Here is a 22,300-nt window from a genome sequence, read left to right as displayed (position 1 = left end):
CCCGCTCAGTCCCGCGGCGCGCGGCGGCCGGCCCGCTCGGCCAGCTCGTCCGCGCCGACGAAGGTCAGCATCTCCTGCCCCGGTGCGCAGAGCATCACCACGACGAACCGGCTCCAGCTGCCGGCCAGGTTGTTGGCCGCCTGGTAGTGGATCACGTCGCCGCCGGGCTCCCAGAACGCCTCACCGGCCTTGATCACCCGTTCGGGTTCGCCTTCGAGCTCGAAGATCATCTCGCCTTCGAGCAGGTACCCGAAGACGGGCCCGGAGTGCCGGTGCGGCGGGGTCCCCGAGTCGCCGGGCGGCAGCTCGACGGTGGCCGTCATCACGTGCGCACCGTCCGGAATGGACGGAGTCTGCGAGGCCAGCATGGTGAGGACGGAGTTCGTCTTCGGCGGTGCGTCGGTCATGGTTTCCACGCTAGGCAGAACCCGGCGGCGCCGGCTGGTCCACTTCCGGCCCGGTGCGCTGGACCGGTTCGCGCCGGGGCGGTCAGCGGAGGTACGCGTGCAGCATGGCCGCCGGGTTCCGCCGGTGGCGCGGCTTCCAGGGCCCCAGCCCGATTTCCGCGCAGAAGTGGGTTCCCGCGACCAGGTGCGCCGGGCCGTCTTCGGCGAGGGCGCGCACCTCCTCGGCGGCGAGTTCGTAGGCGCGCCTGCTGCCGACGAGGAACAGGGTGTCCGCGGCGAAGGCGTACTTCAGGTGGTCGCGGAAGTCCTGGTGGAAGAACCGCTCGTGGTCGGCCCGCGCCAGGACGGGGAACGGCCGGGGCGGCAGCGTCACCGTGGTCATCGCGGGCGGGGACAGCCGTGACCGCAGCCGCTTCCAGCTCGACACCCGGAACCCGAGACTGTGGTGCAGCAGCACCAGGTCGAGCTGCCCGCCCGGGCGCAGGGGGAGGTGGATGAGGCTGTGCGGCGAACGCGCGGCCAGCCACCAGGCGACGGCGAGGTCGACGGCGGCGGCCTTGCCGACCGCCAGCTGCGCGCCGTACCGGTACTCCTCGAGCGCGGCGGCCCGGATCGGACGGCGCGGGCGAACCACGCGATAGCCGACGCCGTCGAGCCGCGCGGTGCTGACCGACGCGGGCCACCGCACTCCCGCGAGCCGCATCGCCGTCCTCCTCGTTTCGCCTGACGACGAAACGATAGGGGCGGAGGAACGACCGCGGCCACCGGATTGTCGGAACACCTACCCTGGCCGAAGATCTTCTGGAGGGAGCCGTGGTGGCAGCGAACTGGCGAGTGGTGTCCGAACCTGCACCCGGCGTGACCCCGCCGCCACCCGCCCCGGGCGACCACGACTCGAAACCCGAACCCGGGCCCACTCCCTCGCCCTCCCCCGGGCCGCAGCCGAAACCGGTGCCGCCGTGGGGCAGCGGGCCGGACATCGGCGTCACGCCGCCCTGGCTGCGGCACCGCGCCGACGCCTGCGACGAGACCGCCGTCGCCGTGAACGCCCTGAGTGGTGCGGCCGACGACACCTTCGACCCGCTGGGACGCGCCGCGCCGGGCTGGGACTTCGTCGGCAGCATCGACGACATGCAGGCCCGCTGGGACGGGCTCACCGACCTCCTGCACCGCCGGCTCACCCAGGGCGCGGAGAACTTCCGGCTGAGCGCCGACGCGTACACGAAGACCGACTCGGCGGGCGGGGAGCGGCTCCGTGGTTGATTTCCGGCAGCTCACCGAACTCGACGTCGCCGGGCTGGAGACGTTCGCCGAGCAGTGGGCCCAGGTCCACCAGAAGCTCCACCGGATCCGCGACGCCTACGAATCCGCCGTCGTGACACCGCTGGAGGACGGCGAGTGGGCCGGCAAGGGCGGTGACGCCGCGACCGAGTACTGCGCCCGCATCCGCTGGGACTTCGACGCCGTCGACGCCGAAGTGAAGGCGCTGCGCAAGTACATCGACGTCGAAGCCGACGGCAGCGAGGGCACCGCGGGCCTCAAGGGCCTCGAAGGCCACCGGCGGGCCGTGCTCGACCTGCAGCGGCAGGCGCGCGAGCAGGGCATGACGGTCACCGCCGCGGGCAAGGTCACCTGGGACGACACCCCGGGCGTGTCGCCGGGGTACTTCGACGCGCTCGGCGAGCAGGCCGACATCGCGGACGGCCTGGAGAAGCAGATCCAGGCACATCTCAAGCGGGCCACCGAAATCGACGAGGAGCTCGCCCGCAACCTCAAGGTCGTCTTCGGCACGCAGGACAACTTCGAGACCGAGGATCGCCGCTACGGCGTCCTCCCGCCCACCGAGCACGACCGCCGGGTCTGGAACCAGCTGCACAACGTCGTCCTGCTGGGACTGGTGAAGCAGGGCAACGACCACGCGGCCTGGCTGCTGCAGCACTACCTCGACGGCGACGGCAAGACGGTCGAGGCACCGGTGCAGGACATGCTCGACGACCTGCCGTCCTTTCAGGAGCAGGTCGACAAGTCCGTGGCCGACGTCGGAAAGGGCCCGGACGGCCCGTTCACGACCGAGTGGAAGACGACGGCGCCGGACCTGCAGCGCGACGGCAAGGGCGGCCAGGACTGGTACTACTCGTTCAACCACTTCCAGTACCGGCTGGTCGGCGAGAAGCACGGCGACCAGGTCGAGTACCACGTCGAGATCCAGAAGCGCTACGACTGGGGCATCCCGAGCGAGCACCGGCGCGACCTGGAGAAGGACTCGCCGGTGCTGGACGTCGACTTCGAGCAGGCCGACATCGCCCACCTCAACACGACGGGCAAGGCCCGCGACTTCGACGTCATCGGCAGCTCGGGCCGGAAGACGGCGACCGTCTAGCCCTCGATGACGAGCGCCTTCACCCGGTCTCGTCGTCGTGCACCGCGATCTCGACGAACCGCCGCAGCAGCGCCTCGTGGACGTGCGGGAGGAACACCAGCGTCACCGGGCTCGGCGGGGCACCGCGCAGCGGGACGAACCGCACCGCCGGGTGGATGTTCCGCCGCATGGCCACCTCGGTGGCGATGCCGATCCCGCGGTCGGCGGCGACGCTCTCGATCCACTCGTCGAAGTTGGCCGTCTCCACGACCGTCTCCGGGCGCTCGTCCGGCGGCCACGACCACGGCCCGGTCGTGCCGCTCACGATGTTCACCACCAGCGGCCACCGCGGCACCTCCCGCCACGCCAGCTCCGCCCGGCCGGCCAGCGGAGACCGCACCGAACACACCGCGACCCGCGTCTCGTCGAACAGGTGCACCACGCGCAGCGCGGACGACCGCACCGGCCCGCGCACCACGGCGAGATCGACCTTGCCCTGCTGGAGGGCGGCGAGCGGGTCGTCGGTGCGCACCAGGTCGACGGTCCGGCCGGTGTCCCGCTCGAACCGCGTGACCGTCCGCTGCGCCCACGGGTCCGGCAGCAGCCAGCTGAACCCGAGCCGGACGTTCGACGCCCGGCGGACGGCGCCGAACCCGCGTTCCAGCTCCGCGAAGGCCCGTTCGACGTGGGCCAGCAGGGTCTCCCCCGCGGCGGTCAGCTCGACATGCCGGGTGTCGCGGTCGAACAGGGTGACGCCCAAGGCGTCCTCCAGCTGCCGGACCGTGCGGCTCAGCGCGGGCTGGGTGATCGCGAGGTCGGCCGCCGCCCCGGTGAACGACCTCAGCCGCGCGACCGCCTCGAAGCTCCGCAGGTGCCGAAGCTCCACCCGGCCCGACGACAGCTCGCTCATGCCCGGGAAGCATAGATGCACCCCAGCAGGCATTTCCCGCACCGGACACGCGCTGCTTAGCCTCGAACCCATGACCACCAGGCCGGCCGCACTCGGGCTCTCCTCGCCGATCCTCGCGGCCCCCATGGCCGGCGGCGCGACGACACCCCGGCTCGTGATCGCGGCCGCGGCGGCCGGCGGGGCCGGGCTGCTGGCCGGCGGTTATCAGTCCCCGGAAGCGCTGGCACGGCAGATCGCGGAGGTGCGGGCGGCGTCCGTCCCGTTCGGGGTGAACCTGTTCGCGCCCAACCCGGTGCCGATCGACCCCGCCGGCTACGCCGCGTACGCCCGCCTGCTCCAGCCGGAAGCCGACCGCTACGACCTCGACCTGGCCGGCATCCCCCGCACCGAGGACGACGACGGCTGGCGCGACAAGATCGACCTGCTGCTCGACGCGCCGGTCCCGGTGGTCACGTTCACCTTCGGCCTCCCGGATCCGGCGGTGATCGGGGCACTCCGCGCGGCGGGCACGCTCGTCGGCCAGACGGTCACCTCCCCCGACGAGGCCCGCCGGGCCGCGAACGCCGACTTCCTCGTCGTGCAGGCCGCCGCGGCCGGCGGGCATTCGGGCACGCTCACCCCGGGGTGGACCCCCGCGGACATCCCGCTCGGCGAGCTCGTCCACGCCGTCGCCCGGGTGAGCGGGCTGCCCCTCGTCGCGGCCGGCGGCATCGCGACCGCCGACGCCGTGGCCGACGCGCTGCGGGTCGGGGCCGTGGCCGCGATGGTCGGCACCGTGCTGTTGCGCTCCGACGAAAGCGGCGCGTCCAAGACGCATCAGGCCGCGCTCGCGGATCCGCCCGGGGACCGCCGGACGGTCGTCACCCGCGCGTTCACCGGCCGGCCGGCCCGTGCGCTGGTCAACGCGTTCACCCGCCGCTACGACCGGCTCGCGCCGGCGGGCTACCCGGCGCTCCACCACCTGACCGGTCCCCTGCGCAAGGCGGCGGCCGCCGCGGGCGACGCGGGCCGGCTCCACCTGTGGGCGGGCACCGGGTTCCGGCACGCGTCCGCCGAACCGGCGGCGGACATCCTCGGCCGGCTCGTCGCGAACCTCTGACCCAGGAAGGCATTCCGATGATCGAGCTCGTCGACTACCAGTTCGGCCCGCAGGCACGCCGGCGGCTGGCGGAAGCCCGCGACCCGGGCCGGGAAGGCGCGGTCGCGGCGCTGGAAACCTTCTACCACGCCCTCAACCGCCGCGACCTCGACGCGCTGTCCGCCGTGTGGTCGCAGGACGAGCTGGCCCAGCTCAACAACCCGGTGGGCGGCATCCTCCGCTCCGGGGCGGCGGTCACCGGCCTGTACCGCCGCATCTTCGCCGGCGACCTGCGCCTGACCGTCACGTTCGCCGACGCGGCCACCTACCGGTGGGCGGACGCGGTCGTGTTCGCCGGCCGCGAGCTCGGCCAGTACCACGACCGCGACGGCGCCACGGTCCCGCTGACGATCCGGACCTCGCGGGTGTTCGGGTACGACTCGGGGCAGTGGCGGCAGGTCCACCACCACGGCAGCATCGACCACCCCGAAGAGCTTGCGGCGTACCAGAAAGCCGTCCGCGGCTAGCGGTCCGGAAGCGCCTCGGCCAGGGTGCCGACGACGGCCAGCGCCCCGTTCAGGCCGGTCAGCTTCAAGGCCCGCCCGACGGTGCTGCGCTCGGGGGTCACGACCCGGAGCCGGGTGGTGTCCCCGACGTCGCGGTGGGCCTTGAGCAGGACGGTCATCCCGACGGAAGCGAGGAAGGAAACCCCGGTCAGGTCGATCACCAGCACCGCCGGCCCGCGGCCCAAGGCCGCCGCGATCGCGGTTTCCAGGATCCCGGCGCTGAGCAGGTCGACCTCACCGGACACCGCCAGCACCTCGGCACCGGGATCGACCCGGCGCGCCTCGACGTGCAGCAGATCCTGGGGCCGCACCCGGCCCCCGTCAGCGGTCACCTTCACCTCCGGATGGGATATCTCGAACCGCCTCTTACCCCGATCTCCGGTGGTTCAAACCTCCGCGGCGATGATCATCGCGGCGCCCGGTGCCCGGGTGGCAGCCCCGGAACGCTCAGCCGGCCTGGCCGACGATGCGCAGAGCCAGGTCGCCGTACTGGTACGCGAGCCGGTCGACGGAGAACTCACCGCTGTCGTAGAACCAGTTCGCAACCCCCATGCCCACGTCGAGGATCGAGTACGAAAGCTTCGAGCCGGTGCCGGGCGTGGTAGCGGACGTGCGCCTCGACCGCCCGGCGGAGCCGCTCGGCTCCGGGCGCGTCGGTCGCGGTCCCGTTCTGGGAAAGCAGCCCGGAACTGCGCGAGGTGATCGCCCTGGCGACGGCGGGCAGCATCCGGATGGAGACCGGGCAGTTCCCGCTGTCGGCGGCCGAGGAGGCGTTCGCACGACTGCGAAACGGGCACCTCCGCGGCCGGGCGGTGCTCCTGCCGGACTGACGCCCCGCCGGGGTCAGCGCTCGTCGGCCGCTGCCGCGGCCAGCAGGCCGGTGCCCGGGTGGCAGCCCCGGTACTCGAAGTACTGCTCGTCGGCCGCGGCCACCGTGACCTCGTGGTAGAGGCGCAGGCGGGCCGCCGGGCCGAGCGTGGACAGGTACTTCATCGCCTGGCCGAAGATCGCCTTGTGGGTCGGGTGGTCCTTCGCCCAGCGGTCGAGGTCGGCGAGGCTGCGCCACCAGCTCATGCCGAAGCTCTTGTCGGTGGGGTTCCCGGCGGCGTCGAGCACGCGCAGGTACCGGTTGGCGTAGCAGCCGATCGCGCCTCCGTGGTCGCGTAGGAAGTCCATGCCCGCGCGCAGGACCGGCTCGACCTCCTCGAGGTACATGCGGCGTTCGTCGCCGTCGGTGTCGGTCCAGTCCTGGCCCGAGCGGATCAGGCACAGGTTGTGCTGTCCCCGGACCACCCGGCTCGCGCCGTCGTCCACGGCCACCGGCGGGCCGCCGGGATCGAGCCGGTCCCGCTGGCCGAGCGGGACGCGGTCGCGGGCACCGCCCCAGTACGCGTGCTCGCGCACCTCGCCGCTGAGGGTGTCCGCGAGGTGCGCGACGCCTTCGACGCGGTCGTTGGAAAAGAGCGTCTCGAACCGCGCGGTCGAGGGACGCACGACTTCGACGAAGAACCCGTTGGCGCGCAACCACATCGGCCGGGCCGTGGCGAACCAGCGGTCGTGCCGCGCGGGGTCGTCCCAGTAGGCGGTGGTGACGACCGTCCGGTAGCCGGCCTCGTCGACGTACGCGGCCCGGTCGACCCGGCCGGGGCCGTCCGCGTCCGCGCGGGCCGCGTCGAGGTCGGCCAAGGCGGAGCGGACGACCGCGGGTTCGGTCTCCTCGCGGTACTGCACGCCGAAGTAGGCCATGGCCACGCGCGTCACCGAAGGCGCGAAGCGAGCCACGAAGGACGGGTAGGGCGGCTGCCAGTCCGGCCGCGGCCCGGGCGCCGCGGTCCGGTCCGTCACCAGGTGCGGGGGAATCGCCGATTCCACGGGGTCAGCCGATCGGGGCGAAGTCGAGGGCGGCCGGCTGCTCCTCGGCAGGCACCTCGACGACCGGCGGCGCGGGGTTGCGGTTGACGAGCAGCCGCAGCACGTCCGGGCGGGCGTAGTGGCCGACGGGGTCCGCCGCCGACTTGGCGATCGCGATCAGGGCCGGGTCGAGGTCGGCGTAGAGGATGCCCTCTTCCGTCTCCGGCAGCGACTCGGCCAGCGGCGACCCCTCGGGGCCGTAGATGCGGGCGAACCCGCCGCCCGGCAGGAGCAGCTGCCGCTTCAGATCGGTGTCGCAGAACAGTTCCAGCGCGGCCGGGCCGACGACGCCGCAGGGGGCGACGACGAACGTGCCGCCCTCGACCGCGTACATCAGGCTGGCCGCCGTGTTGACCTCCGGGCCGAGCGCCCGCGCGGCACCGCGGTAGACGGAGAAGCTGGGCCACGCCGCGACGTGGATTTCCTCGCCCTGGCCGTACATCGCGAACTTGGTCAGCGGCTGCAGGTGCTCCCAGCAGTTCAGCGCGCCGAGCCGGCCGAGCGGGGTGTCGTGGACCTGCAGGTCGCTCCCGTCGCCCTCGCCGAACACCGCGCGCTCGACGTGGGTGGGCTTGAGCTTGCGGCGCACCGAGATCAGCTCCCCGGTGTCGGCGACGAACCCCTGCGCCATGTACAGGCTGCCGCCGGCCCGCTCGCTGAACCCGAACACGACGTGGATCCGGTGCTCGGCGGCGGCGCGGCGGATGCGGTCCAGTTCGGCACCGTCGCGGGTCATGGAGTTCGCGGCGTACCGCGGGACGAACGCCATGCCGGCCGCGGGCGAGTCGAGCCAGATCCACCACGGGTAGCCGGGGAGGAAGGTCTCGGGGAACGTGACCAGGCGGGCGCCGCCCGCGGCGGCTTCCCCGATCAGGCCGACGACCTTCTCCACGCCGGCGTCGAGGTCCAGCCAGGCCGACTCGGCCTGGACGGCCGCCACGCGCACGGTTTCCTGCATTGCCGGGCTCCTTCGCGGGAAGTTCTGGGGCTTCCCACGATGCGCCGGGCACGGAGGGCCCGGCTGACCGATCGTGCCGCGGTCACTGACCCGCCGTGCCACCCGCGACGGCGCGATCGGATCCGGCTGCGGCGGTGGCCCCACGGCGGTACTCGCCCGGCGATTTCCCGTTGACCGCTCGGAAAGCGCGGTGGAACCCGGATTCGCTGTCGAACCCGCAGGCCGCGGCGACCGAGCCGATCGTCCGCCCGGGATCGGCGACCAGGAGCGCCCGGGCCTGCTCGATCCGCATCCGGCGCAGGCGCGCGGCGATCCCTTCCTCGCCCGCGATCCGGTACAGCGTGCGGCGCGAAACGCGGCACGCGCGGGCCACTGTTTCCGCGTCCAGCCGGGGATCGGCGAGGTTGCGGCGCAGGAACGCCAGCACGCGCTCCCGTGCCACCGCTTCCGCGGCCTGCGGACCGGGCCGGGCGTCGCCGGCGAACGACGCCGTGGCCGACAGCAGCCCCAGCGCGTGGGGCAGCAGCACCGCGGACTGGTCCGGCGCCGCCCTCGCCGTGTCGGCCAGTGCCGTGAAGAAGGTCGACACCACCGCACCCGGCGTGCCGCGGCCGCATGCCCGCGCGGTCAGCCGGCGGGTGTCGCGCACCAGCAGCTCCCGCTTCGGGACCTGGACGACGAGCTGGTGGAACGGGTCGTCGAAGTGCAGGGTGTAGGGCCGCGTGCTGTCGTAGAACGCCAGGTCACCGGGCGCGAGCAGGGCCGTCCGCCCGTCCTGTTCGACGCGGCCCCGCCCCCGCACCTGGATGCTCGCGAGCAGGTACTCCTCGTCCCCGCGCGCGACCAGCGAGCGGGTGCGCCGCACGTGCTGGCCGCCCGCCACGACGGTGGACAGTTCGAGGTCGCCGACGGGGACGTGCTCGATCCGGCCGCTGAACCCGGCGCCGGCGACCGGCTCGGCCACCAGCCGGACGAACGTCGCGCAGATCATCTCCCGCCAGTAGGCGAACGCCTCCTGCGCCGACACCATCGAGGTCGTCAGCTCCGCGTAGGCACCTCTGTCCAAAGTGGCGGACACGCACTGAGTATCACCAGGTCACCGCCGCGCTGTCCAGCGGCGGGCGTAGTCTCGGCGCGGTGGCACGGATTCTCGTCACCGGCTCCACCCAGGGCCTCGGCCGCCTCACCGCCGAAGCCCTCCTCGCCGACAGCCACCACGTCGTCGCCCACGGCCGCGACGCCGGCAGGCTCGACGACCTGGCCGCGCGCGGCGCCGACGTCGTGACCGGAGACCTCGCGGACCTCGAGCAGACCCGGGGTGTCGCCGCGCAGGTGAACCGGCTCGGGCGGCCGGACGCCGTGATCCACAACGCCGGCGTCATGACCGGTCCCGCGGTGCTCCCGGTCAACGTGGTCGCGCCCTACCTGCTGACCGCGCTCGTCACGCGGCCCGCGCGCCTGGTCTACCTCAGCAGCGGCATGCACCGCGGCGGCCGGGCCGGGCTCGCCGGCCTCGACTGGTCCGGCACGCGCCCGACCGCCTCCTACTCCGACAGCAAGCTGTTGCTCACGACGCTCGCGGCCGCCGTCGCCCGGCGGTGGCCGGAGGTGCACGTCCACGCCGTCGATCCCGGCTGGGTCCCCACCCGCATGGGCGGCGCGGGCGCCCCCGGCGACCTGCGCCTGGCGACGCCGACCCAGACCTGGCTCGCGACCGGCGAAGAGCCGGAAGCGTTGACGACGGACGGCTACTGGTACCACCGGCGACGCCTCGACCGGCATCCCATGGCCGGCGACCGGGACTTCCAGGACCGGCTCCTCGAGGCCCTCGCCGGCCACACCGGGACTCCGCTCGCCTGAAGCGTCAGAAATGGGTCTCCATCGGAAATCCTCCGTTTCTCGCAGCGGATCGCCGCTCCGTCAACGGTCTCAGCACGCCTCACTGGCCACCATCGCTCGCGGAGTGACGGAATCGCGCCGGGGCCTCATCATGGGACCGTGCCCGACGCCCCGGAACCACCGGCCCGGCTCCGGGTCGACGCCGAGACGACGCTGATCCTGCGCGAGGCCTTCCACAAGATCGACGCCTACTACCGCGGCGACCACTACGGCCTCTACGACTACGCCCGCGCCGTCATGGCCAAGATCGTTCCCCTGGACCACTTCTACATCGGGTTCTTCCACGGCGCGAACCGCGTCCGCTACCCGTACGGCTACGACGGCGGCATGTACACCGATCCCGCGTCGCACATCTACGGCCCGCGCGGCCAGGCCGCCTGGTTGCTGAAGCACCGCCAGACCTACCGGATGCAGTACGACAACGGCGCCGCGCTCAACTCCGGCGTCGCGTCCGGGGACACCAGCCGCGCTTCCGCCGACGCCGTCACCACTCCCCTGTTCCGCCGCGGCCGCGAGGGTGAGCCTGCGGTGTTCGGCATGATGTCCATGCAGAGCTACCGGCCGGACACCTTCGACGACAATTCCGTCCGCGCCTTCGAATGGCTCGCCGATCTCGTCGCGCGCGTGCTGACGAAGGAAGCCGAAGACCTCGACGCGCTGCGCCGGCTGCCGGCCGACGTCGGCGACGCACCGCAGCTGGTCACCGCGGACCACATCGTCGAGCTGCTCTCGTCTCGCGTCGCCGACGTCCGGCAGCGCGCCCAGGACGCCCTCGCGGCACCCGGCGCTTCGCTGCGCGAGGCCCTGCAGCGCATCGTGACCGACTGCCAGCAGCTCCAGTCGGACCTCGTCGAGCTCACGCTCGACATCGACAACGGCCCCGAAGAACGCTTCCGGTCGCTCACCGCCGCGGAACAGGGGGTCGCGGTCCTGCTCGGCAGCGACCTGCCGAACGACCGGATCGCGCGCGAACTGGGGATCAGCCCGCACACCGTCAAGTCCCACGTCCGCAACATCCTGGCGAAGTACCGGATGACCGGCCGCGGTGCCGTCGCCGAGGACGTCCGGAAGCACCTGGCGCGCTGACCGGTCAGGCCGGCGAGCTCACCCGGCTGACGAGGTCGCGCACGGTGGCGAGGGTTTCGCCGGGGTGGTCGAGGTGCACGCCGTGCGTCGCGCCCGGCCAGCACACGACCTCACCGCCGAACGCGGCCGCGAGCCTCGTGTGGCCACGCCGCATCGACGTGCCGGGCTTGCGGTCGGCGGTGACCACCACCGACGGCACGCGGGGCAGGTCGGCCTCCCGGAAACCGCGGGACAGCTCGGTGATGCCCCGGACCGCCCGGGCCAGCATCGGGATGTCGAGGCTCGCCAGCCGCAGCTGAGCGGCCTCGCAGTCCGGCCGCAGCCGTTGGCGTCGGGTGGACCGGACGACGGAGACGCGCAAGAGCCCGGCGAGCACCGAGCGCAGTCCGGGCACCGCCGCGGCGGCGCCGAGCACGCGCGTCATGCGTTCCAGGACCGCGCAGGTGCGGGGTTCGTTGATCACCGTCGGGTCGAGCAGGACGAGGCCCGCGACCCGGTCGGGGTGGTCCCGCGCCAGCAGCACGCCCACGGCCCCGCCGAGGCTCTGCCCGACCACCACCACCGGACCGCACCCCAGCCGGTCGATCAGGGCGCTCAGGTGGTCCGCGGCGCCGGCCAGGGTCCCGTCGGCGGCGGTGCCCGTGCCGGGCCGGTCGTGCACGATCACCCGGCACCCCGGATCGGCGACGAGACCTTCGACGAGGCCCGGGAAGAAGCCGTCGCACGCTTCGGCCCCGCCGGGCAGCAGCAGCACCGGCTGCCCCGATCCGCCGTGCACCCGGACCCCGTCGATCTCCATGCGCGCTCCTCGCCACCTACGTTATCCCCCGGATTGTTGCACAATCCGGGGGAGTTCCGTAGGCCAATACCTCAGGCGCAGCCGGCGGAGTCGGCGTCGAGCACGGGATCCGTCACCGGACGGCCGCTGAACGGAACCGTGTCGTGGACGCTCAAGGCGCCGTCGCGGAGGGTGTAGACGGTGCGGGTACCCGAGTAGGTGAGCTGGTCGGCCGGGCGGCCGACGTCGTCACTCTCCGCGGCGACGGTCGCGAAGGCGCGGCCGCCCTCGAACGGCGTGCACTGGTAGCCCAGGTGAGCGGCGACGCCCCCGCCCTCGGCGACCGTGAACGGCCGGTCGTCGGCCCCGACGACCTGAGCGAGGGTGCGCCCGTCGAAGTGCAGCACGGCGAAGAACGTGGTGTTCGCGCCGATCGACTGGGCGACGAGCAGTTCGGCCCGGCCGTCTCCGTTGAGGTCGGCCACGCGCGGCGCCTCGATGCCGAACTGACTGTCGGCCGGCAGGTGGATCGAGGTGTACGTCCCGTCGACCGTGGCCGAGATCAGCTGGTCGCCGTCCCCGACGACCTGGGCGTCGACGGTCTCGATCTCCCCGTCGCCGTTGAGGTCGGCGACCGTGGTGACCGGGCCCGGCGCGGCCACCGCCGGCGCGGCGACGGCCAGGCCCAGGGCCGCGGCCAGGCCGGCGACGGTCGCGGTGCGGACGATTCCGGTGCGGTTCATGAGATCTCCCTCCCGTTCGGTGATCTTTTCACCGAACGTGCCCCCATGAAGAAAGACGGCCACAGTGACCGTGCGTGCACCGGGAGTGCGATGTGCCACACGGACGCAACCCCGGGTGATCAGCCCTGCCGGGACGGCCGGATGGTCAGATCCCCGATTTCGACGTCGTCGGGCTGGTCGATCGCGAAGACGATCGCCCGGGCCACCGCCTCGGGGTCGATGCCGAGGTCGGCCATGGTCCGCTGGGCCTGCTCGCGCACGGCCGGGTCGTCGACGGCGTGGTCGATGAGCTCGGTGCGGACGTAGCCCGGCGAGATCGACGTCGTGCGCGGCACGCCGTCGGTGCTCTCCTGCCGCAAGCCCTCCAGCAGGGTGCGGACGGCGTTCTTCGTCCCGGCGTACACCGCCTGCGTCGGGACGATCTTCAGCCCGGACGTGGAGACGACCGTGACGAGGTGGCCGCTGCCCTGACGCCGGAACACCGGCAGCGCCGCGGCGATCCCGTGCAGGACGCCCTTGACGTTCACGTCGACCATCGCCGCCCAGCCTTCGACATCGAGGTCGGCGACGGTGCTGATCCGGCTGACCCCGGCGTTGCCCACGAGGACGTCCAGCCGGCCGAAGCGTTCGACGGCGGTGGCGACGAGCGCGCGGAGGTCACCGGGCTCGGTGACGTCCACCCGCACGGCGGAGGCCTGTCCCCCGCCGTCTTCGATCTCGGTCACGAGCCGGTCCAGCCGATCGGTGCGCCGCGCCCCGAGGACGACGGCCGCACCGAGCGAGGCGAGGTGACGCGCGGTCGCCGCGCCGATGCCACTGCTGGCACCGGTGATGGCGACGACCTTGCCGTGGATGGTCATGATGACCCCCCGATTGAAGTGGACATGTGTCCACTTAGGTTAACGGACACGTGTCCACTTCTGTCAAGCGGGCCCGGCCGAGCCCGCGATCAGGGCTGGTAGGTGCACAGCGCGCCGACGCTGTCGGACCGCTCGACCACGGTCTTGCCGTCGACGGTGATCTTGCAGGAGTTGTCCTTGTCGCCCAGCTTGAAGTCGACCGGGGTGACCGTGACCGAGGTGAACGTCAGGTCGTCCATCGACAGGGTCTGGCGCCAGGTCTTGCCCTTCTCCAGGACTTCCTGGGAGTTCGCGGTGAACCCGCTGTTCCACTGCACGTTCGACTTCGCCGCCGTCGTCACCTCGAGGACGATCGTGTGCTTGCCCGACGCCGCCGCGCTCGGGGCCGCCGCGGCGGCATCGGATCCCGCGTCCGCCACCGCGGCCGGCGCCGCCGGGGCCGGCAGGCCGTTCGCGGTGTCGCTGACGGCCTTGCCGAACGCGGCCGTCCAGAGGATGCAGATGACCAGTCCCAGCGCGGAAAGCACGACCGCGGCGATGGCCAGTCCCTTGTTGCTCGCCTGGCCGCGGTTCGCGCGCAGCGTCCCGACGATGCCGAAGATCAGCCCGAGGATCACCAGCGGCCACGCGACGACCCCGACGATCGGGATGAACGCGAAGATCAGGCCGACCAGGCCGAGGACGAACCCGGCGGTGCCGAGGCCGTTCCGGTAGCCGACCGGGGCGGACAGGGGTGGCATGGGGGCGTAGGACATGGGATTGCCTCTTTCAGCGCAGCGACGGCACGACCGGATGCGGTCACGTTCTGGGCCATCCGTCGCACCGCGAGGCGCGCGCGTAACAGGGCACAAAAGCGACCCACGGTAACGAAGGGGACTCAGAACGGCCGAGTTCTCGATCATTCCCGCAGGTGGCCGCAGTGCGTGACTCCCTGACCGCCGTTACCCAAGGTGAGAAAGTGCAGCCTGCAGTTCACTCGTAAGAAGTAAGCGCCGGGACGTCCCACCGGCTCCCCCGCCCTGGTGGCCGGGGTCAATCAGGCGCTGGTCCACCGGCACGTCGGGTCGAAGGAGGAGCTGATCGCGGAGGCCGCGGGCCGCGACCTGGACACCGCCGACACGATGACCACCGGCACGCCCTGCTCGACCGGGCCCTGGACGTGGGCGCGGAGCACCCGAGCCACCTGCCGGGTCTCGTGACGGCGGCCAACGACGACGTGATCCGCGCGGTCGTCCGCGACCGCATCGAGCGCGCGTTCGACGAGCAGCTCGCGCCGAGGCGTCCGGGCGCGGACCGCGAGCTGCGCGCGGAGTCGCCGGCGGCGGTGATCACCGGGATCGCCGTGCTGCGCGGCAAGGTGGGCGCGCGCTGACCGCGGCGCGATCGCCGGGTACGTCGACCGGATCGCGGCGATCTTGCTCCGATGAGGACACTCTTCGGTCGCGAGGCGTAACGGATCACCCGAATGGTCGATATCCCGATCGTGTCCGGATCACCCGGACCTTCACGAGGGGATCTCCGACCATGCTTCGTGTCCACTGGGGAGCACTCATCGCGACCGGGGCCGCCGCGGCCCTGATCTGCACCGGCTGCTCGACCACTTCCGGGACGGCGGCGCCGGCTGCCGCGTCCACCAGCGCTCCGACGTCCGCCAGTGTCGCGGCCGCGTCGCTCGACGGCTCGAAGGCCGGCTCCGCCGTCGCCGCCGCCGCGAAGCAGGCCAAGTCCGTCCACGTCCGGGGCACGGTCTCCGAGGGTGGGGTCAACCTCGACCTGCAGCTCAACCCGGACAGCGCGAGCGGCACCGTGGTGCAGGACGGGCTCGAGATCCCGGTCCTGCGCGTCGGCGACAAGTACTTCTTCCGGTTCAGCCAGTCGCTGATCGACAAGGCCGGGATCCCGGCGTCGGTGGGCAAGCAGCTCAAGGACAAGTGGGTGTCCTCGACGTCGCAGATCGGCGCGGGGATCGGCGAGTCCTTCAAGCAGTTCCTCGACTACAAGACCTTCACCGACAACACGGTCGGCCAGCTGGGCTCGGAGACCTTCAAGGCGGGCGGCGAGACCACCACCGGCGGCGTCCCGGCCTTGACGTTCACCAGCGTCGACGGCACCGCGACGGTCGCCGCCGCCGAACCGCACTACCTGCTGCGCATGCAGGCGGCCAAGGAGGGCACGCTGGAGTTCTCCGACTGGGACAAGCCGACGACAGTCACGGCCCCCAAGGCATCGGAGATCTACTCGGGTCCCGGCGCCTGACCGGAGTGCCGGGCCCGGAAGGGCGGGCCCGGCACCCTTCAGGACGGCGCACCGGCCGGGGCGAGGGCCGGGGTGATGTCCATGTGGACGCGGTAGTCGGTCACCCGGTCTCCCGCCAGCCGGATGACCGTCACGCACGGCAGGGCCAGTGGGGTGCCGTCCGGGGCCGCCGTCTCGATGGTGAACCGGCAGAACAGCTGGTCCGCCCCCACCTCCGCGACCTGCTCGACCACGTGGCGGACCCACGGCAGCGCGCCCGCCGCGCCGGCCGTCGCCGCGGTGATCGCGGCGCGGCCGATCAGCGGCTCGCCGTTCGCGAACACGTACACCGCGTCGTCGGCGAACCAGGACGCGAACGACTCGGCGTCGCCCGCGTCGACCGCCGCGCACATCTCGCGGACCATCCGATCGCGGCTCACTTCCGCAGCTCCAGCCCGTAGCGGGTCATCACTTCCGCGACCAGCTTCATGTCCCGGCCGGGCGGCAGCTGCGACAGCTCCCGGTAGTAGTTCTCCAGGCCCGGCGGGGAAACCACGGCGATCACGCGGGTCTCCTCGTCGAACGGGTTGCGGAACACGTGCGGCACCCCGCGCGGCATCAGCAGCGAATCGCCCTGGCCGAGGACGTGGCGCTCGCCGTCGAGCTCCACCTCGACGCGGCCCTGGACGCACGTGAACAGCTCGTCCTCCCGGGTGTGGACGTGGGTCGGCGGCCCGCCGAGACCCGGCGGCACCACGTATTCGAACAGGGAGTACGCGCCGTTCGTGTCGGCGCCGGTCAGCCGGGCGTGGATCCCCAGCCCGATCGCGCCGAGGTTGGTGCCGTCGCCGGGGTGGATGACGTGGTGGCCGGTCGCGGTGCTCATCGGGAACTCCTTTGCTACAGCGGGGTCTTCGCGGGTTCGGGGGCGTCCTTCAGCCGGGTCAGCACGGCCGGCGTGAGCGACCGGTAGGCCGCGGGCACGACCGGGTTCAGCCAGTGCGTGAAGCGGGTGAAGCGGCCGATCTGCACGCCGAGGTCGCCGAGCACCTCGTCGACGTTGTGGATGGAGAAGGGGATGATCTTGGTGCCCCGGCAGTGGTGCGCCCCGGTCGCGACATCGAGGAAGGCCAGCTGGGCGACGACGTCGGCGCGCCGGCTCGCCTCGTCGGGCAGGGTGAGCGCACCCGCGAGATCGGCCGCGATCCACAGCGCCGCCATCTCGGCGTTGAGCGGGCTGAAGAACGACGAGTTGTACCCGTTGAAGTAGAGGCCCGGCGCGGCCAGCGGCTGGATCTGCCGGTACAGCAGGAAGTTCCCGCGCTCGTCGAACAATCCTTTTCGGACGTCCTCGGGCAGGAACGGGACGCCCTGGGTGAACCCGGTCGCGCAGACGACCAGGTCGGCCGGCAGCACCGTGCCGTCGGCCAGCTCGGCCACCGGCGCGCCCGCATCGGAGACGGACAGCCGCTGGATCACCTGGTCGCGGTGGACGCGGATCGAGCCGTCGGCCACGCCCTCGAAGAACCCCTCAGTGGCCAGGCCGATCGCGTTCTTGACGATGTCCTCCATCCGCCCGCGCGGCACCAGGTCGTGCTTCGCGAGCCCGAACTGCCGCACCGACACCGACCCGATGGAGTTGAGCATCGAGCGTCGCAGCCGGTTTCCCGGGCCGTGCAGGAACTTCTCGAACCCGCGCAGCCACCGGTAGCGGAACAGCGCCTCGCCCAGCCGGGTCAGCAGCAGCATCTTGAAGTTGACCACGCCGGCGATCTTGCGCGGCACCTTCCACAGCAGCTGGCGGGCGATGACGTCGGTGGTCTCGGCGACTTCGCCGATCGCCACGGTCACGTCGCAAGCGGACTTGCCGTACCCGACGACGAGCACGTGCTTGCCCCGCGCCTCGGCGACGTCGTGGAACTCCGAACCGGCCAGCAGCCGCCCGCCCGCGGCTTCGAACTCCGCGCGGCCCGGGTAGTCCGGCAGCGCGGGCTCGCAGAACACGCCGTTCGCGACGACGACGCGGTCGACTACCGAGGCCCCCTGCGCCCCGGTGGTCACCGCCCACCGCGCACCGTCGGGGACCACGGACTCGACGGTGGTCCCGAGTCGCAGGTGGGGCGTGACGCCGAACTCGTCGGCGTAGGCGGCGAGGTACTCCTGGATCTGCGCGCCGGTCGGCCACTCCGGGAAGTCCCGGGGCATCGGGAAGTCCGAGAACGAGTACTGCGCCTTGGGGCTCTGCGTGGTCAGCCCCGGGTAGCGCCGGGTCCGGCTCCACACCCCGCCGACGTCCGGTGCCCTGTCGTAGACCTCGACGTCGTGGCCGGCCTGCAGCAGCACCTTGGCCGTGGTCAGCCCGGCCAGCCCGGCCCCGATGATCGCGACGCGCATGCCTGGTCCTCCTCGTCGAGGCGTCCCGTGCCGGTGGCCCGGCTCGGCGTGCGCCACAGCCTGGATCAGGCGCGGGCATCCGGCCAACGGACAGTCCTAGTCACTGGGACGGCAGGTCCGGGCGCGGTGCCGCCCACCGCCGGGCGGAGTACGCGCGGCTGGCCGCCGCGGCCGCCATCCGCACGGCCGGCCCGATCCGGTCGGGCTGCACCGCGGCGCTGGGCCCGGTGACCGACAGCGCGGCGGTCACGCTGCCGGTGAAGTCGAAGATCGGGGCCGCGACGCAGCTGATGCCGGCGTTGCCCTCTTCGCGGTCGTAGGCCCAGCCCTGCTCGTGCACGACGGCGAGCTCGCGCTCCAGCGCGGCGGCACTCGTGATCGTGCGCGGGGTGCGCCGGGTGAGCCCGCCGTCGACCACCGCACCGACCGTTTCGGCGTCCGACCAGGCGAGGATCGCCCGGCCGAGCCCGGAACAGTGCGCCGGGATGAACCCGCCGACCTGGTCGAGCATCGGCAGCTGGCGGTGGCCGCTGATCTTCTCGACGACGAGCACCCGGGTGCCTTCCAGGACGCCGAGCTGCACGGTCGTCTTGGCCGCGGCGTAGAGGTCCTGCAGGTAGGGCAGCACGGCCTCGCGCAGCTCGTGGCGCACCGGCACCAGGCCGGACAGCTCGAACAGGCGGGTCCCGATCCGATACTTCTCGCCGGGTTTGTCCAGCCAGCCCAGCTCGATCATCCGGGCGGCCGTACGGTGCACGGTCGAGCGCGGCAGGCCCGAGCGCTCGACGAGCCGGGACAGCGTCAGCTCGCGGTGCGTCGCGTCGAAGGCGTCCAGCAGCGCGGCGGCGCGTTCGAGCGCCCCGGAAGCGGCGCTCTCTTCGGAGTCCCGTGCAGTGGGACCCGTCCTTGGCCGGCCGGCGGTCATGGCCCGAATGTAGGTCACATCATGGAGAGCAACCAGTCTCATCCGAAACGCCGCCGCGTCGCGCTCGTCGGGGGCGGTGCCGGTGGCATCGGCTCGGCCTGCGCGGCCGCACTGCTGGCGGCCGGGCACCGCGTGGTCCTCGCCGGCCGCACGGAGTCCACCCTGGCCGCAACCGCGTCGACGCTCGGCGACGACGTCCGGCACGTCGTCTGCGACCTCGCCGACCCGGCCGCGGCGGCGGCCGCGGTGACCCGGGTCCACGAGTGGTACGGCTCCCTCGACGTCGTCGTGGCCAACGCCGGCGGACCCGCACCCGGCCGCGTGTTCGACGTCCCGGCCGAGCAGTGGCACCACGACCTCGACCTGCTGGTCCTCGGCCCGCTGTCCCTCCTGCGCGCCGCGCTGCCCGCGATGGCCGAACGCGGGTTCGGCCGGGTCGTCGTGATCAGCTCGACGGCGGTGCGCCAGCCGCAGCCGGAGCTCGCCGCCTCGACGGTGCTGCGCTCGGCGACGACGTCGGCGGCGAAGCTGGCCGCCCTCGAGTACGCCGACCGCGGTGTGACGGTCAACTGCGTCGCGGTCGGCGCCACGCTCACCGCGCGACGCCTGGAGATCGTGCGCAGCCGGGCGGGCGCGGCGGGCGTCGACGTCGCGACCGCGATGGCCGAGGACCTGGCCGCCATCCCGGCCGGGCGGGCCGCCGCGCCGCGCGAGGTCGCAGCCGCGGTGGCGTTCCTGGCCTCGCCCGAAGCAGGCTATGTCAACGGAACCGTGCTCACCGTCGACGGCGGCCGCACGGAATGTCCCGCCTGAACGGAAGGTGCCCATGACCACGACCGGCCCCGGCTTCACCATGACCGACTTCCTCGCGAGCATCAGCCACGCCGTCCGCCCCGACGGCAGGCGGCCCCTGGTCGTGCACGACGGCGACCTCGAGGAGATCCCGCCGGGCGCCGTCCCGAACCCGACGTCGCTGCGGATCGCCGGCACGCTGCCGACCGCGACGTTCGAGCTCTTCCGGCAGGTCATCCCGGCCGGGGAGAGCTCGGACATGCAGCGCCACCACCACGAGACCGTCCACTTCGTCCTGACCGGCGACGGCCACAGCGAGATCGAGGACGAGACCGTCGGCTGGACGACCGGGTCGTTCGTCTACACCCCGCCGTGGACCTGGCACCGCCACCACAACGACTCGGCCGAGCACCCGGTCGAGTTCCTCACCATCGAGAACTCGCGGCTGCTCGGCCCGCTCGGGCTGAACCGCCGCCAAAGCGCGGGGATGGCGACCCTCGCCGAAGCCCGCGCCCGCTTCGACCACCGGGAGGACCAGTGACCGAGCCGATCCCCGACCACGTCGGCATCTGGGGCGAGCTGGGCGAGCTCGACCACACCCTGCGCCACGTCGACGTCCCGCTCGACGGACGTCCCGTGCGGACGCGGGTGCTGCAGGCGGGCACCGGGCCCGACCTGGTCCTGCTGCACGGGACCGGCGGGCACCTCGAGGCCTACGCCCGCGACCTGGCCGGCCTCGCCCGCGACTTCCGCGTCACGGCCTACGACATGGTCGGCCACGGCTGGTCGGACCTGCCCGACCGGCCGTACACGATCGACGTCCTGTCCGCGCACCTCGTGTCCCTTTTGGACACTCTCGGCATCGGGCGGGCCCACCTCTCGGGCGAGTCGCTCGGCGGCTGGGTGGTCGCCTGGACCGCCGCCCACCACCCGGACCGGGTCGACAAACTCGTGCTCAACACGCCCGGCAACATCGCCAACAAACCCGAAGTGATGGCGCGGATGCGCGACAGCACGATGGCGGCGGTGCTCGACCCGAGCGACGAGACCGTGCGCCGCCGCGTCGAGTTCCTGTTCCACCACAAGGAGATGGTCACCGACGAGCTGGTGAACCTGCGCCGCCGGGTCTACTCCCGGCCCGGGTTCGTCCGGGCGATCACGAACACCCTGGTGCTGCAGGACCCCGAGGTGCGCAAGGACTTCGCGTGGGACCCGTCCTGGGTGTCGCGGGTGAAGGCGCCGACGCTGCTGCTGTGGACCAGCCACGACCCCACCGGCGGGCTCGACGAGGCCGAGCTGCTGCTCGGCTGGCTGCCCGACGCGCGGCTGCACGTCATCGACGACGCCGGGCACTGGCCGCAGTGGGAGAAGGTCGCCGAGTTCCTCGACGTCCACCGCACCTGGCTGCTGACCGGAGAGGATCCGTCCTGATGGCCGAGATCGCCGGGTTCGCCGGCATGTCCCACAGCCCGTTCGCGACGCTGCTGCCGCCGCCGTCCGAGGGCGGGCCGGGCGCGAAGTTCCTCGCCGACGCCGACCGGGCCCGCCGCGCGGTCGAGGCCCTCGCCCCGGACGCGGTCGTCGTGATCGGGCCGGACCACTTCCACGGCAACTTCTACGACGTGATGCCGCCGTTCGTCCTGGGCGTCGAGCACGCGGTGGGGTTCGGCGACTTCGGCAGCACCGAAGGCCCGCTGCCGGTCGCCGGGGAGCTGGCGTGGTCGGTCCACAACGGACTGACGACGGCGGGCTTCGACGTGTCGCTGTCGTACTCCCTCACCGTCGACCACGGCATCGTGCAGACCTACGAGATGCTGACCGGCGGCACCGGGCTGCCGATGGTCCCGGTCGTCGTCAACACGGCCGCGCCGCCGCTGCCCACGCTGGAGCGGTGCGTCGCGCTGGGGCAGGCGCTCGGGGCGGCGCTGCGGTCGGCGAGCTTCCCCGGCCGGGTCCTGGTGGCGGCGAGCGGCGGGCTGTCGCACTGGCTGCCGTCGAACGACCCGCGCGAGGTGGCGGGCGAACGCCGGGAGTCGCTGATCCACGGGCGTTCGGATGTCCGCGCGTTCGCGGCGGCCCGCGAACCCCGCGTCCGCGCCATGGGCGGCGACCCGGGCGCCCGCGTGAACACGGAGTGGGACCGGTGGTTCCTCGACCGCCTGGCCGCCGATGACGCGGGATCGGTGGCCGACCTGGGCCACGAGACGCTCGAGACGATGGCGGGCAGCGGCGGCCACGAGGTGCGCTGCTGGCTCATCGGCCAGGTCGCCGCCGGGGCACCCCTCGCGTGGACCAGCTACGAGCCGGTCCCGGAGTGGATCACCGGCATGGGCATCGGCACCACGTTCCCCGTCGCCTGACCGCACGGGCACGGACGGTTCCTGTTCGCGCCCTCGGCG

Annotated in this window: 29 protein-coding genes; 14 read left to right on the top strand and 15 right to left on the bottom strand. The window is 72.8% G+C overall.

The window, feature by feature from the left end:
* Window positions 1-5: 5 nt before the first annotated feature.
* Window positions 6-407 (bottom strand): cupin domain-containing protein, encoded by a 402-nt coding sequence (locus QSK39_RS29185; RefSeq protein WP_285481038.1) that lies wholly within the window; start codon window positions 405-407, stop codon window positions 6-8.
* Window positions 408-489: 82 nt separating this feature from the next.
* Entirely contained in the window at window positions 490-1,110 is a 621-nt protein-coding gene (locus QSK39_RS29180) for a hypothetical protein (RefSeq protein ID WP_285481037.1), read from the bottom strand.
* Between the two features lie 113 nt (window positions 1,111-1,223).
* On the opposite strand from QSK39_RS29180, the gene QSK39_RS29175 reads away from it, so the two are divergent.
* Together QSK39_RS29175 and QSK39_RS29170 are read left to right on the top strand one after the other, a co-directional pair.
* A complete protein-coding gene (locus QSK39_RS29175; RefSeq protein ID WP_285481036.1) occupies window positions 1,224-1,670 on the top strand; it encodes a hypothetical protein in 447 nt (148 codons plus the stop codon).
* Complete coding sequence (locus tag QSK39_RS29170) at window positions 1,663-2,787, top strand: hypothetical protein (RefSeq protein WP_285481035.1); 1,125 nt, start codon at window positions 1,663-1,665, stop codon at window positions 2,785-2,787. The genes QSK39_RS29175 and QSK39_RS29170 overlap by 8 nt, the downstream gene beginning before the upstream one ends.
* 19 nt (window positions 2,788-2,806) lie before the next feature.
* On the opposite strand, the gene QSK39_RS29165 is transcribed toward QSK39_RS29170, so the two are convergent.
* A complete protein-coding gene (locus QSK39_RS29165) occupies window positions 2,807-3,676 on the bottom strand; it encodes a LysR family transcriptional regulator (protein WP_285481034.1) in 870 nt (289 codons plus the stop codon).
* A gap of 70 nt (window positions 3,677-3,746) precedes the next feature.
* Here QSK39_RS29165 and QSK39_RS29160 point away from each other — a divergent pair, with 70 nt between their 5' ends.
* Both QSK39_RS29160 and QSK39_RS29155 read left to right on the top strand, forming a co-directional pair.
* Window positions 3,747-4,775, top strand: a complete 1,029-nt coding sequence (locus QSK39_RS29160; RefSeq protein WP_285481033.1) for an NAD(P)H-dependent flavin oxidoreductase — start codon at window positions 3,747-3,749, stop codon at window positions 4,773-4,775.
* A gap of 17 nt (window positions 4,776-4,792) precedes the next feature.
* Window positions 4,793-5,281: a YybH family protein gene (locus QSK39_RS29155; RefSeq protein WP_285481032.1), complete on the top strand. Its 489-nt coding sequence runs from the start codon at window positions 4,793-4,795 to the stop codon at window positions 5,279-5,281.
* Here the strand turns inward: QSK39_RS29155 and QSK39_RS29150 are convergent.
* On the bottom strand, window positions 5,278-5,652 hold the full coding sequence (locus QSK39_RS29150; protein WP_285481031.1) for an STAS domain-containing protein: 375 nt from the start codon (window positions 5,650-5,652) through the stop codon (window positions 5,278-5,280). The two genes, QSK39_RS29155 and QSK39_RS29150, sit on opposite strands and share 4 nt — an antisense overlap.
* A 366-nt stretch (window positions 5,653-6,018) precedes the next feature.
* Between QSK39_RS29150 and QSK39_RS29145 the strand changes: the two genes are divergently transcribed.
* Complete coding sequence (locus QSK39_RS29145; RefSeq protein ID WP_502873317.1) at window positions 6,019-6,150, top strand: hypothetical protein; 132 nt, start codon at window positions 6,019-6,021, stop codon at window positions 6,148-6,150.
* Window positions 6,151-6,163: 13 nt separating this feature from the next.
* Here QSK39_RS29145 and QSK39_RS29140 read toward each other — a convergent pair whose 3' ends face one another.
* The 3 genes from QSK39_RS29140 to QSK39_RS29130 form a co-directional block, all read right to left on the bottom strand.
* Window positions 6,164-7,192 (bottom strand): phenylacetaldoxime dehydratase family protein, encoded by a 1,029-nt coding sequence (locus tag QSK39_RS29140; RefSeq protein WP_285481030.1) that lies wholly within the window; start codon window positions 7,190-7,192, stop codon window positions 6,164-6,166.
* Between the two features lie 4 nt (window positions 7,193-7,196).
* Window positions 7,197-8,189: a carbon-nitrogen hydrolase family protein gene (locus QSK39_RS29135; RefSeq protein ID WP_285481029.1), complete on the bottom strand. Its 993-nt coding sequence runs from the start codon at window positions 8,187-8,189 to the stop codon at window positions 7,197-7,199.
* Window positions 8,190-8,271: 82 nt separating this feature from the next.
* On the bottom strand, window positions 8,272-9,267 hold the full coding sequence (locus QSK39_RS29130) for an AraC-like ligand-binding domain-containing protein (protein WP_285481028.1): 996 nt from the start codon (window positions 9,265-9,267) through the stop codon (window positions 8,272-8,274).
* A gap of 59 nt (window positions 9,268-9,326) precedes the next feature.
* Between QSK39_RS29130 and QSK39_RS29125 the strand changes: the two genes are divergently transcribed.
* Together QSK39_RS29125 and QSK39_RS29120 are read left to right on the top strand one after the other, a co-directional pair.
* The gene (locus QSK39_RS29125) at window positions 9,327-10,049 is read left to right on the top strand and encodes an SDR family NAD(P)-dependent oxidoreductase (protein ID WP_285481027.1); all 723 of its coding nucleotides are present in this window, start codon (window positions 9,327-9,329) and stop codon (window positions 10,047-10,049) included.
* A 138-nt stretch (window positions 10,050-10,187) separates the two neighbouring features.
* Entirely contained in the window at window positions 10,188-11,174 is a 987-nt protein-coding gene (locus tag QSK39_RS29120) for a LuxR C-terminal-related transcriptional regulator (RefSeq protein WP_285481026.1), read from the top strand.
* A 4-nt stretch (window positions 11,175-11,178) separates the two neighbouring features.
* Here the strand turns inward: QSK39_RS29120 and QSK39_RS29115 are convergent, their stop codons facing one another.
* From QSK39_RS29115 to QSK39_RS29100, 4 genes are all read right to left on the bottom strand, one after another.
* Window positions 11,179-11,973: an alpha/beta fold hydrolase gene (locus tag QSK39_RS29115; RefSeq protein WP_285481025.1), complete on the bottom strand. Its 795-nt coding sequence runs from the start codon at window positions 11,971-11,973 to the stop codon at window positions 11,179-11,181.
* 71 nt (window positions 11,974-12,044) lie between these two features.
* Complete coding sequence (locus tag QSK39_RS29110) at window positions 12,045-12,695, bottom strand: FG-GAP repeat domain-containing protein (RefSeq protein ID WP_285481024.1); 651 nt, start codon at window positions 12,693-12,695, stop codon at window positions 12,045-12,047.
* A gap of 119 nt (window positions 12,696-12,814) precedes the next feature.
* A complete protein-coding gene (locus tag QSK39_RS29105) occupies window positions 12,815-13,555 on the bottom strand; it encodes an SDR family oxidoreductase (protein ID WP_285481023.1) in 741 nt (246 codons plus the stop codon).
* Window positions 13,556-13,644: 89 nt separating this feature from the next.
* Entirely contained in the window at window positions 13,645-14,310 is a 666-nt protein-coding gene (locus tag QSK39_RS29100; RefSeq protein WP_285481022.1) for a DUF4190 domain-containing protein, read from the bottom strand.
* A gap of 267 nt (window positions 14,311-14,577) precedes the next feature.
* Here QSK39_RS29100 and QSK39_RS29095 point away from each other — a divergent pair, with 267 nt between their 5' ends.
* From QSK39_RS29095 to QSK39_RS29085, 3 genes are all read left to right on the top strand, one after another.
* Entirely contained in the window at window positions 14,578-14,754 is a 177-nt protein-coding gene (locus QSK39_RS29095; protein WP_285481021.1) for a hypothetical protein, read from the top strand.
* Window positions 14,751-14,927, top strand: coding sequence for a TetR/AcrR family transcriptional regulator (locus QSK39_RS29090; protein ID WP_353051092.1), 177 nt, complete (start codon window positions 14,751-14,753; stop codon window positions 14,925-14,927). Before QSK39_RS29095 ends, QSK39_RS29090 begins: the two co-directional genes overlap by 4 nt.
* Before the next feature lie 152 nt (window positions 14,928-15,079).
* Entirely contained in the window at window positions 15,080-15,811 is a 732-nt protein-coding gene (locus tag QSK39_RS29085; RefSeq protein WP_285481019.1) for a hypothetical protein, read from the top strand.
* Between the two features lie 38 nt (window positions 15,812-15,849).
* On the opposite strand, the gene QSK39_RS29080 is transcribed toward QSK39_RS29085, so the two are convergent.
* From QSK39_RS29080 to QSK39_RS29065, 4 genes are all read right to left on the bottom strand, one after another.
* Entirely contained in the window at window positions 15,850-16,230 is a 381-nt protein-coding gene (locus QSK39_RS29080; RefSeq protein WP_285481018.1) for a nuclear transport factor 2 family protein, read from the bottom strand.
* Window positions 16,227-16,676 (bottom strand): cupin domain-containing protein, encoded by a 450-nt coding sequence (locus tag QSK39_RS29075; protein WP_284741379.1) that lies wholly within the window; start codon window positions 16,674-16,676, stop codon window positions 16,227-16,229. The genes QSK39_RS29080 and QSK39_RS29075 overlap by 4 nt, the downstream gene beginning before the upstream one ends.
* 14 nt (window positions 16,677-16,690) lie before the next feature.
* A complete protein-coding gene (locus tag QSK39_RS29070; RefSeq protein WP_285481017.1) occupies window positions 16,691-18,184 on the bottom strand; it encodes a flavin-containing monooxygenase in 1,494 nt (497 codons plus the stop codon).
* A 100-nt stretch (window positions 18,185-18,284) separates the two neighbouring features.
* Window positions 18,285-19,109 carry an IclR family transcriptional regulator gene (locus QSK39_RS29065; protein ID WP_285481016.1) on the bottom strand — a complete coding sequence of 275 codons (825 nt, stop codon included), beginning with the start codon at window positions 19,107-19,109 and terminating at the stop codon, window positions 18,285-18,287.
* 21 nt (window positions 19,110-19,130) lie between these two features.
* On the opposite strand from QSK39_RS29065, the gene QSK39_RS29060 reads away from it, so the two are divergent.
* Genes QSK39_RS29060 through QSK39_RS29045 form a run of 4 tightly spaced genes read left to right on the top strand, consistent with a single transcriptional unit; the run spans window position 19,131 to window position 22,261 of the window.
* Complete coding sequence (locus QSK39_RS29060) at window positions 19,131-19,922, top strand: SDR family oxidoreductase (RefSeq protein WP_285481015.1); 792 nt, start codon at window positions 19,131-19,133, stop codon at window positions 19,920-19,922.
* A gap of 13 nt (window positions 19,923-19,935) precedes the next feature.
* Window positions 19,936-20,442 carry a cupin domain-containing protein gene (locus QSK39_RS29055; RefSeq protein WP_285481014.1) on the top strand — a complete coding sequence of 169 codons (507 nt, stop codon included), beginning with the start codon at window positions 19,936-19,938 and terminating at the stop codon, window positions 20,440-20,442.
* A complete protein-coding gene (locus QSK39_RS29050; RefSeq protein WP_285481013.1) occupies window positions 20,439-21,332 on the top strand; it encodes an alpha/beta fold hydrolase in 894 nt (297 codons plus the stop codon). Before QSK39_RS29055 ends, QSK39_RS29050 begins: the two co-directional genes overlap by 4 nt.
* The gene (locus tag QSK39_RS29045) at window positions 21,332-22,261 is read left to right on the top strand and encodes a DODA-type extradiol aromatic ring-opening family dioxygenase (RefSeq protein WP_285481012.1); all 930 of its coding nucleotides are present in this window, start codon (window positions 21,332-21,334) and stop codon (window positions 22,259-22,261) included. Before QSK39_RS29050 ends, QSK39_RS29045 begins: the two co-directional genes overlap by 1 nt.
* The last annotated feature ends 39 nt before the right edge of the window (window positions 22,262-22,300 follow it).

This window comes from Amycolatopsis sp. NBRC 101858 (assembly GCF_030269325.1).
In the GTDB taxonomy this organism is placed as follows: domain Bacteria; phylum Actinomycetota; class Actinomycetes; order Mycobacteriales; family Pseudonocardiaceae; genus Amycolatopsis; species Amycolatopsis ponsaeliensis.
Note: the sequence above shows the minus strand (reverse complement) of the source record. Positions and strands in the feature narration are given on the sequence as shown.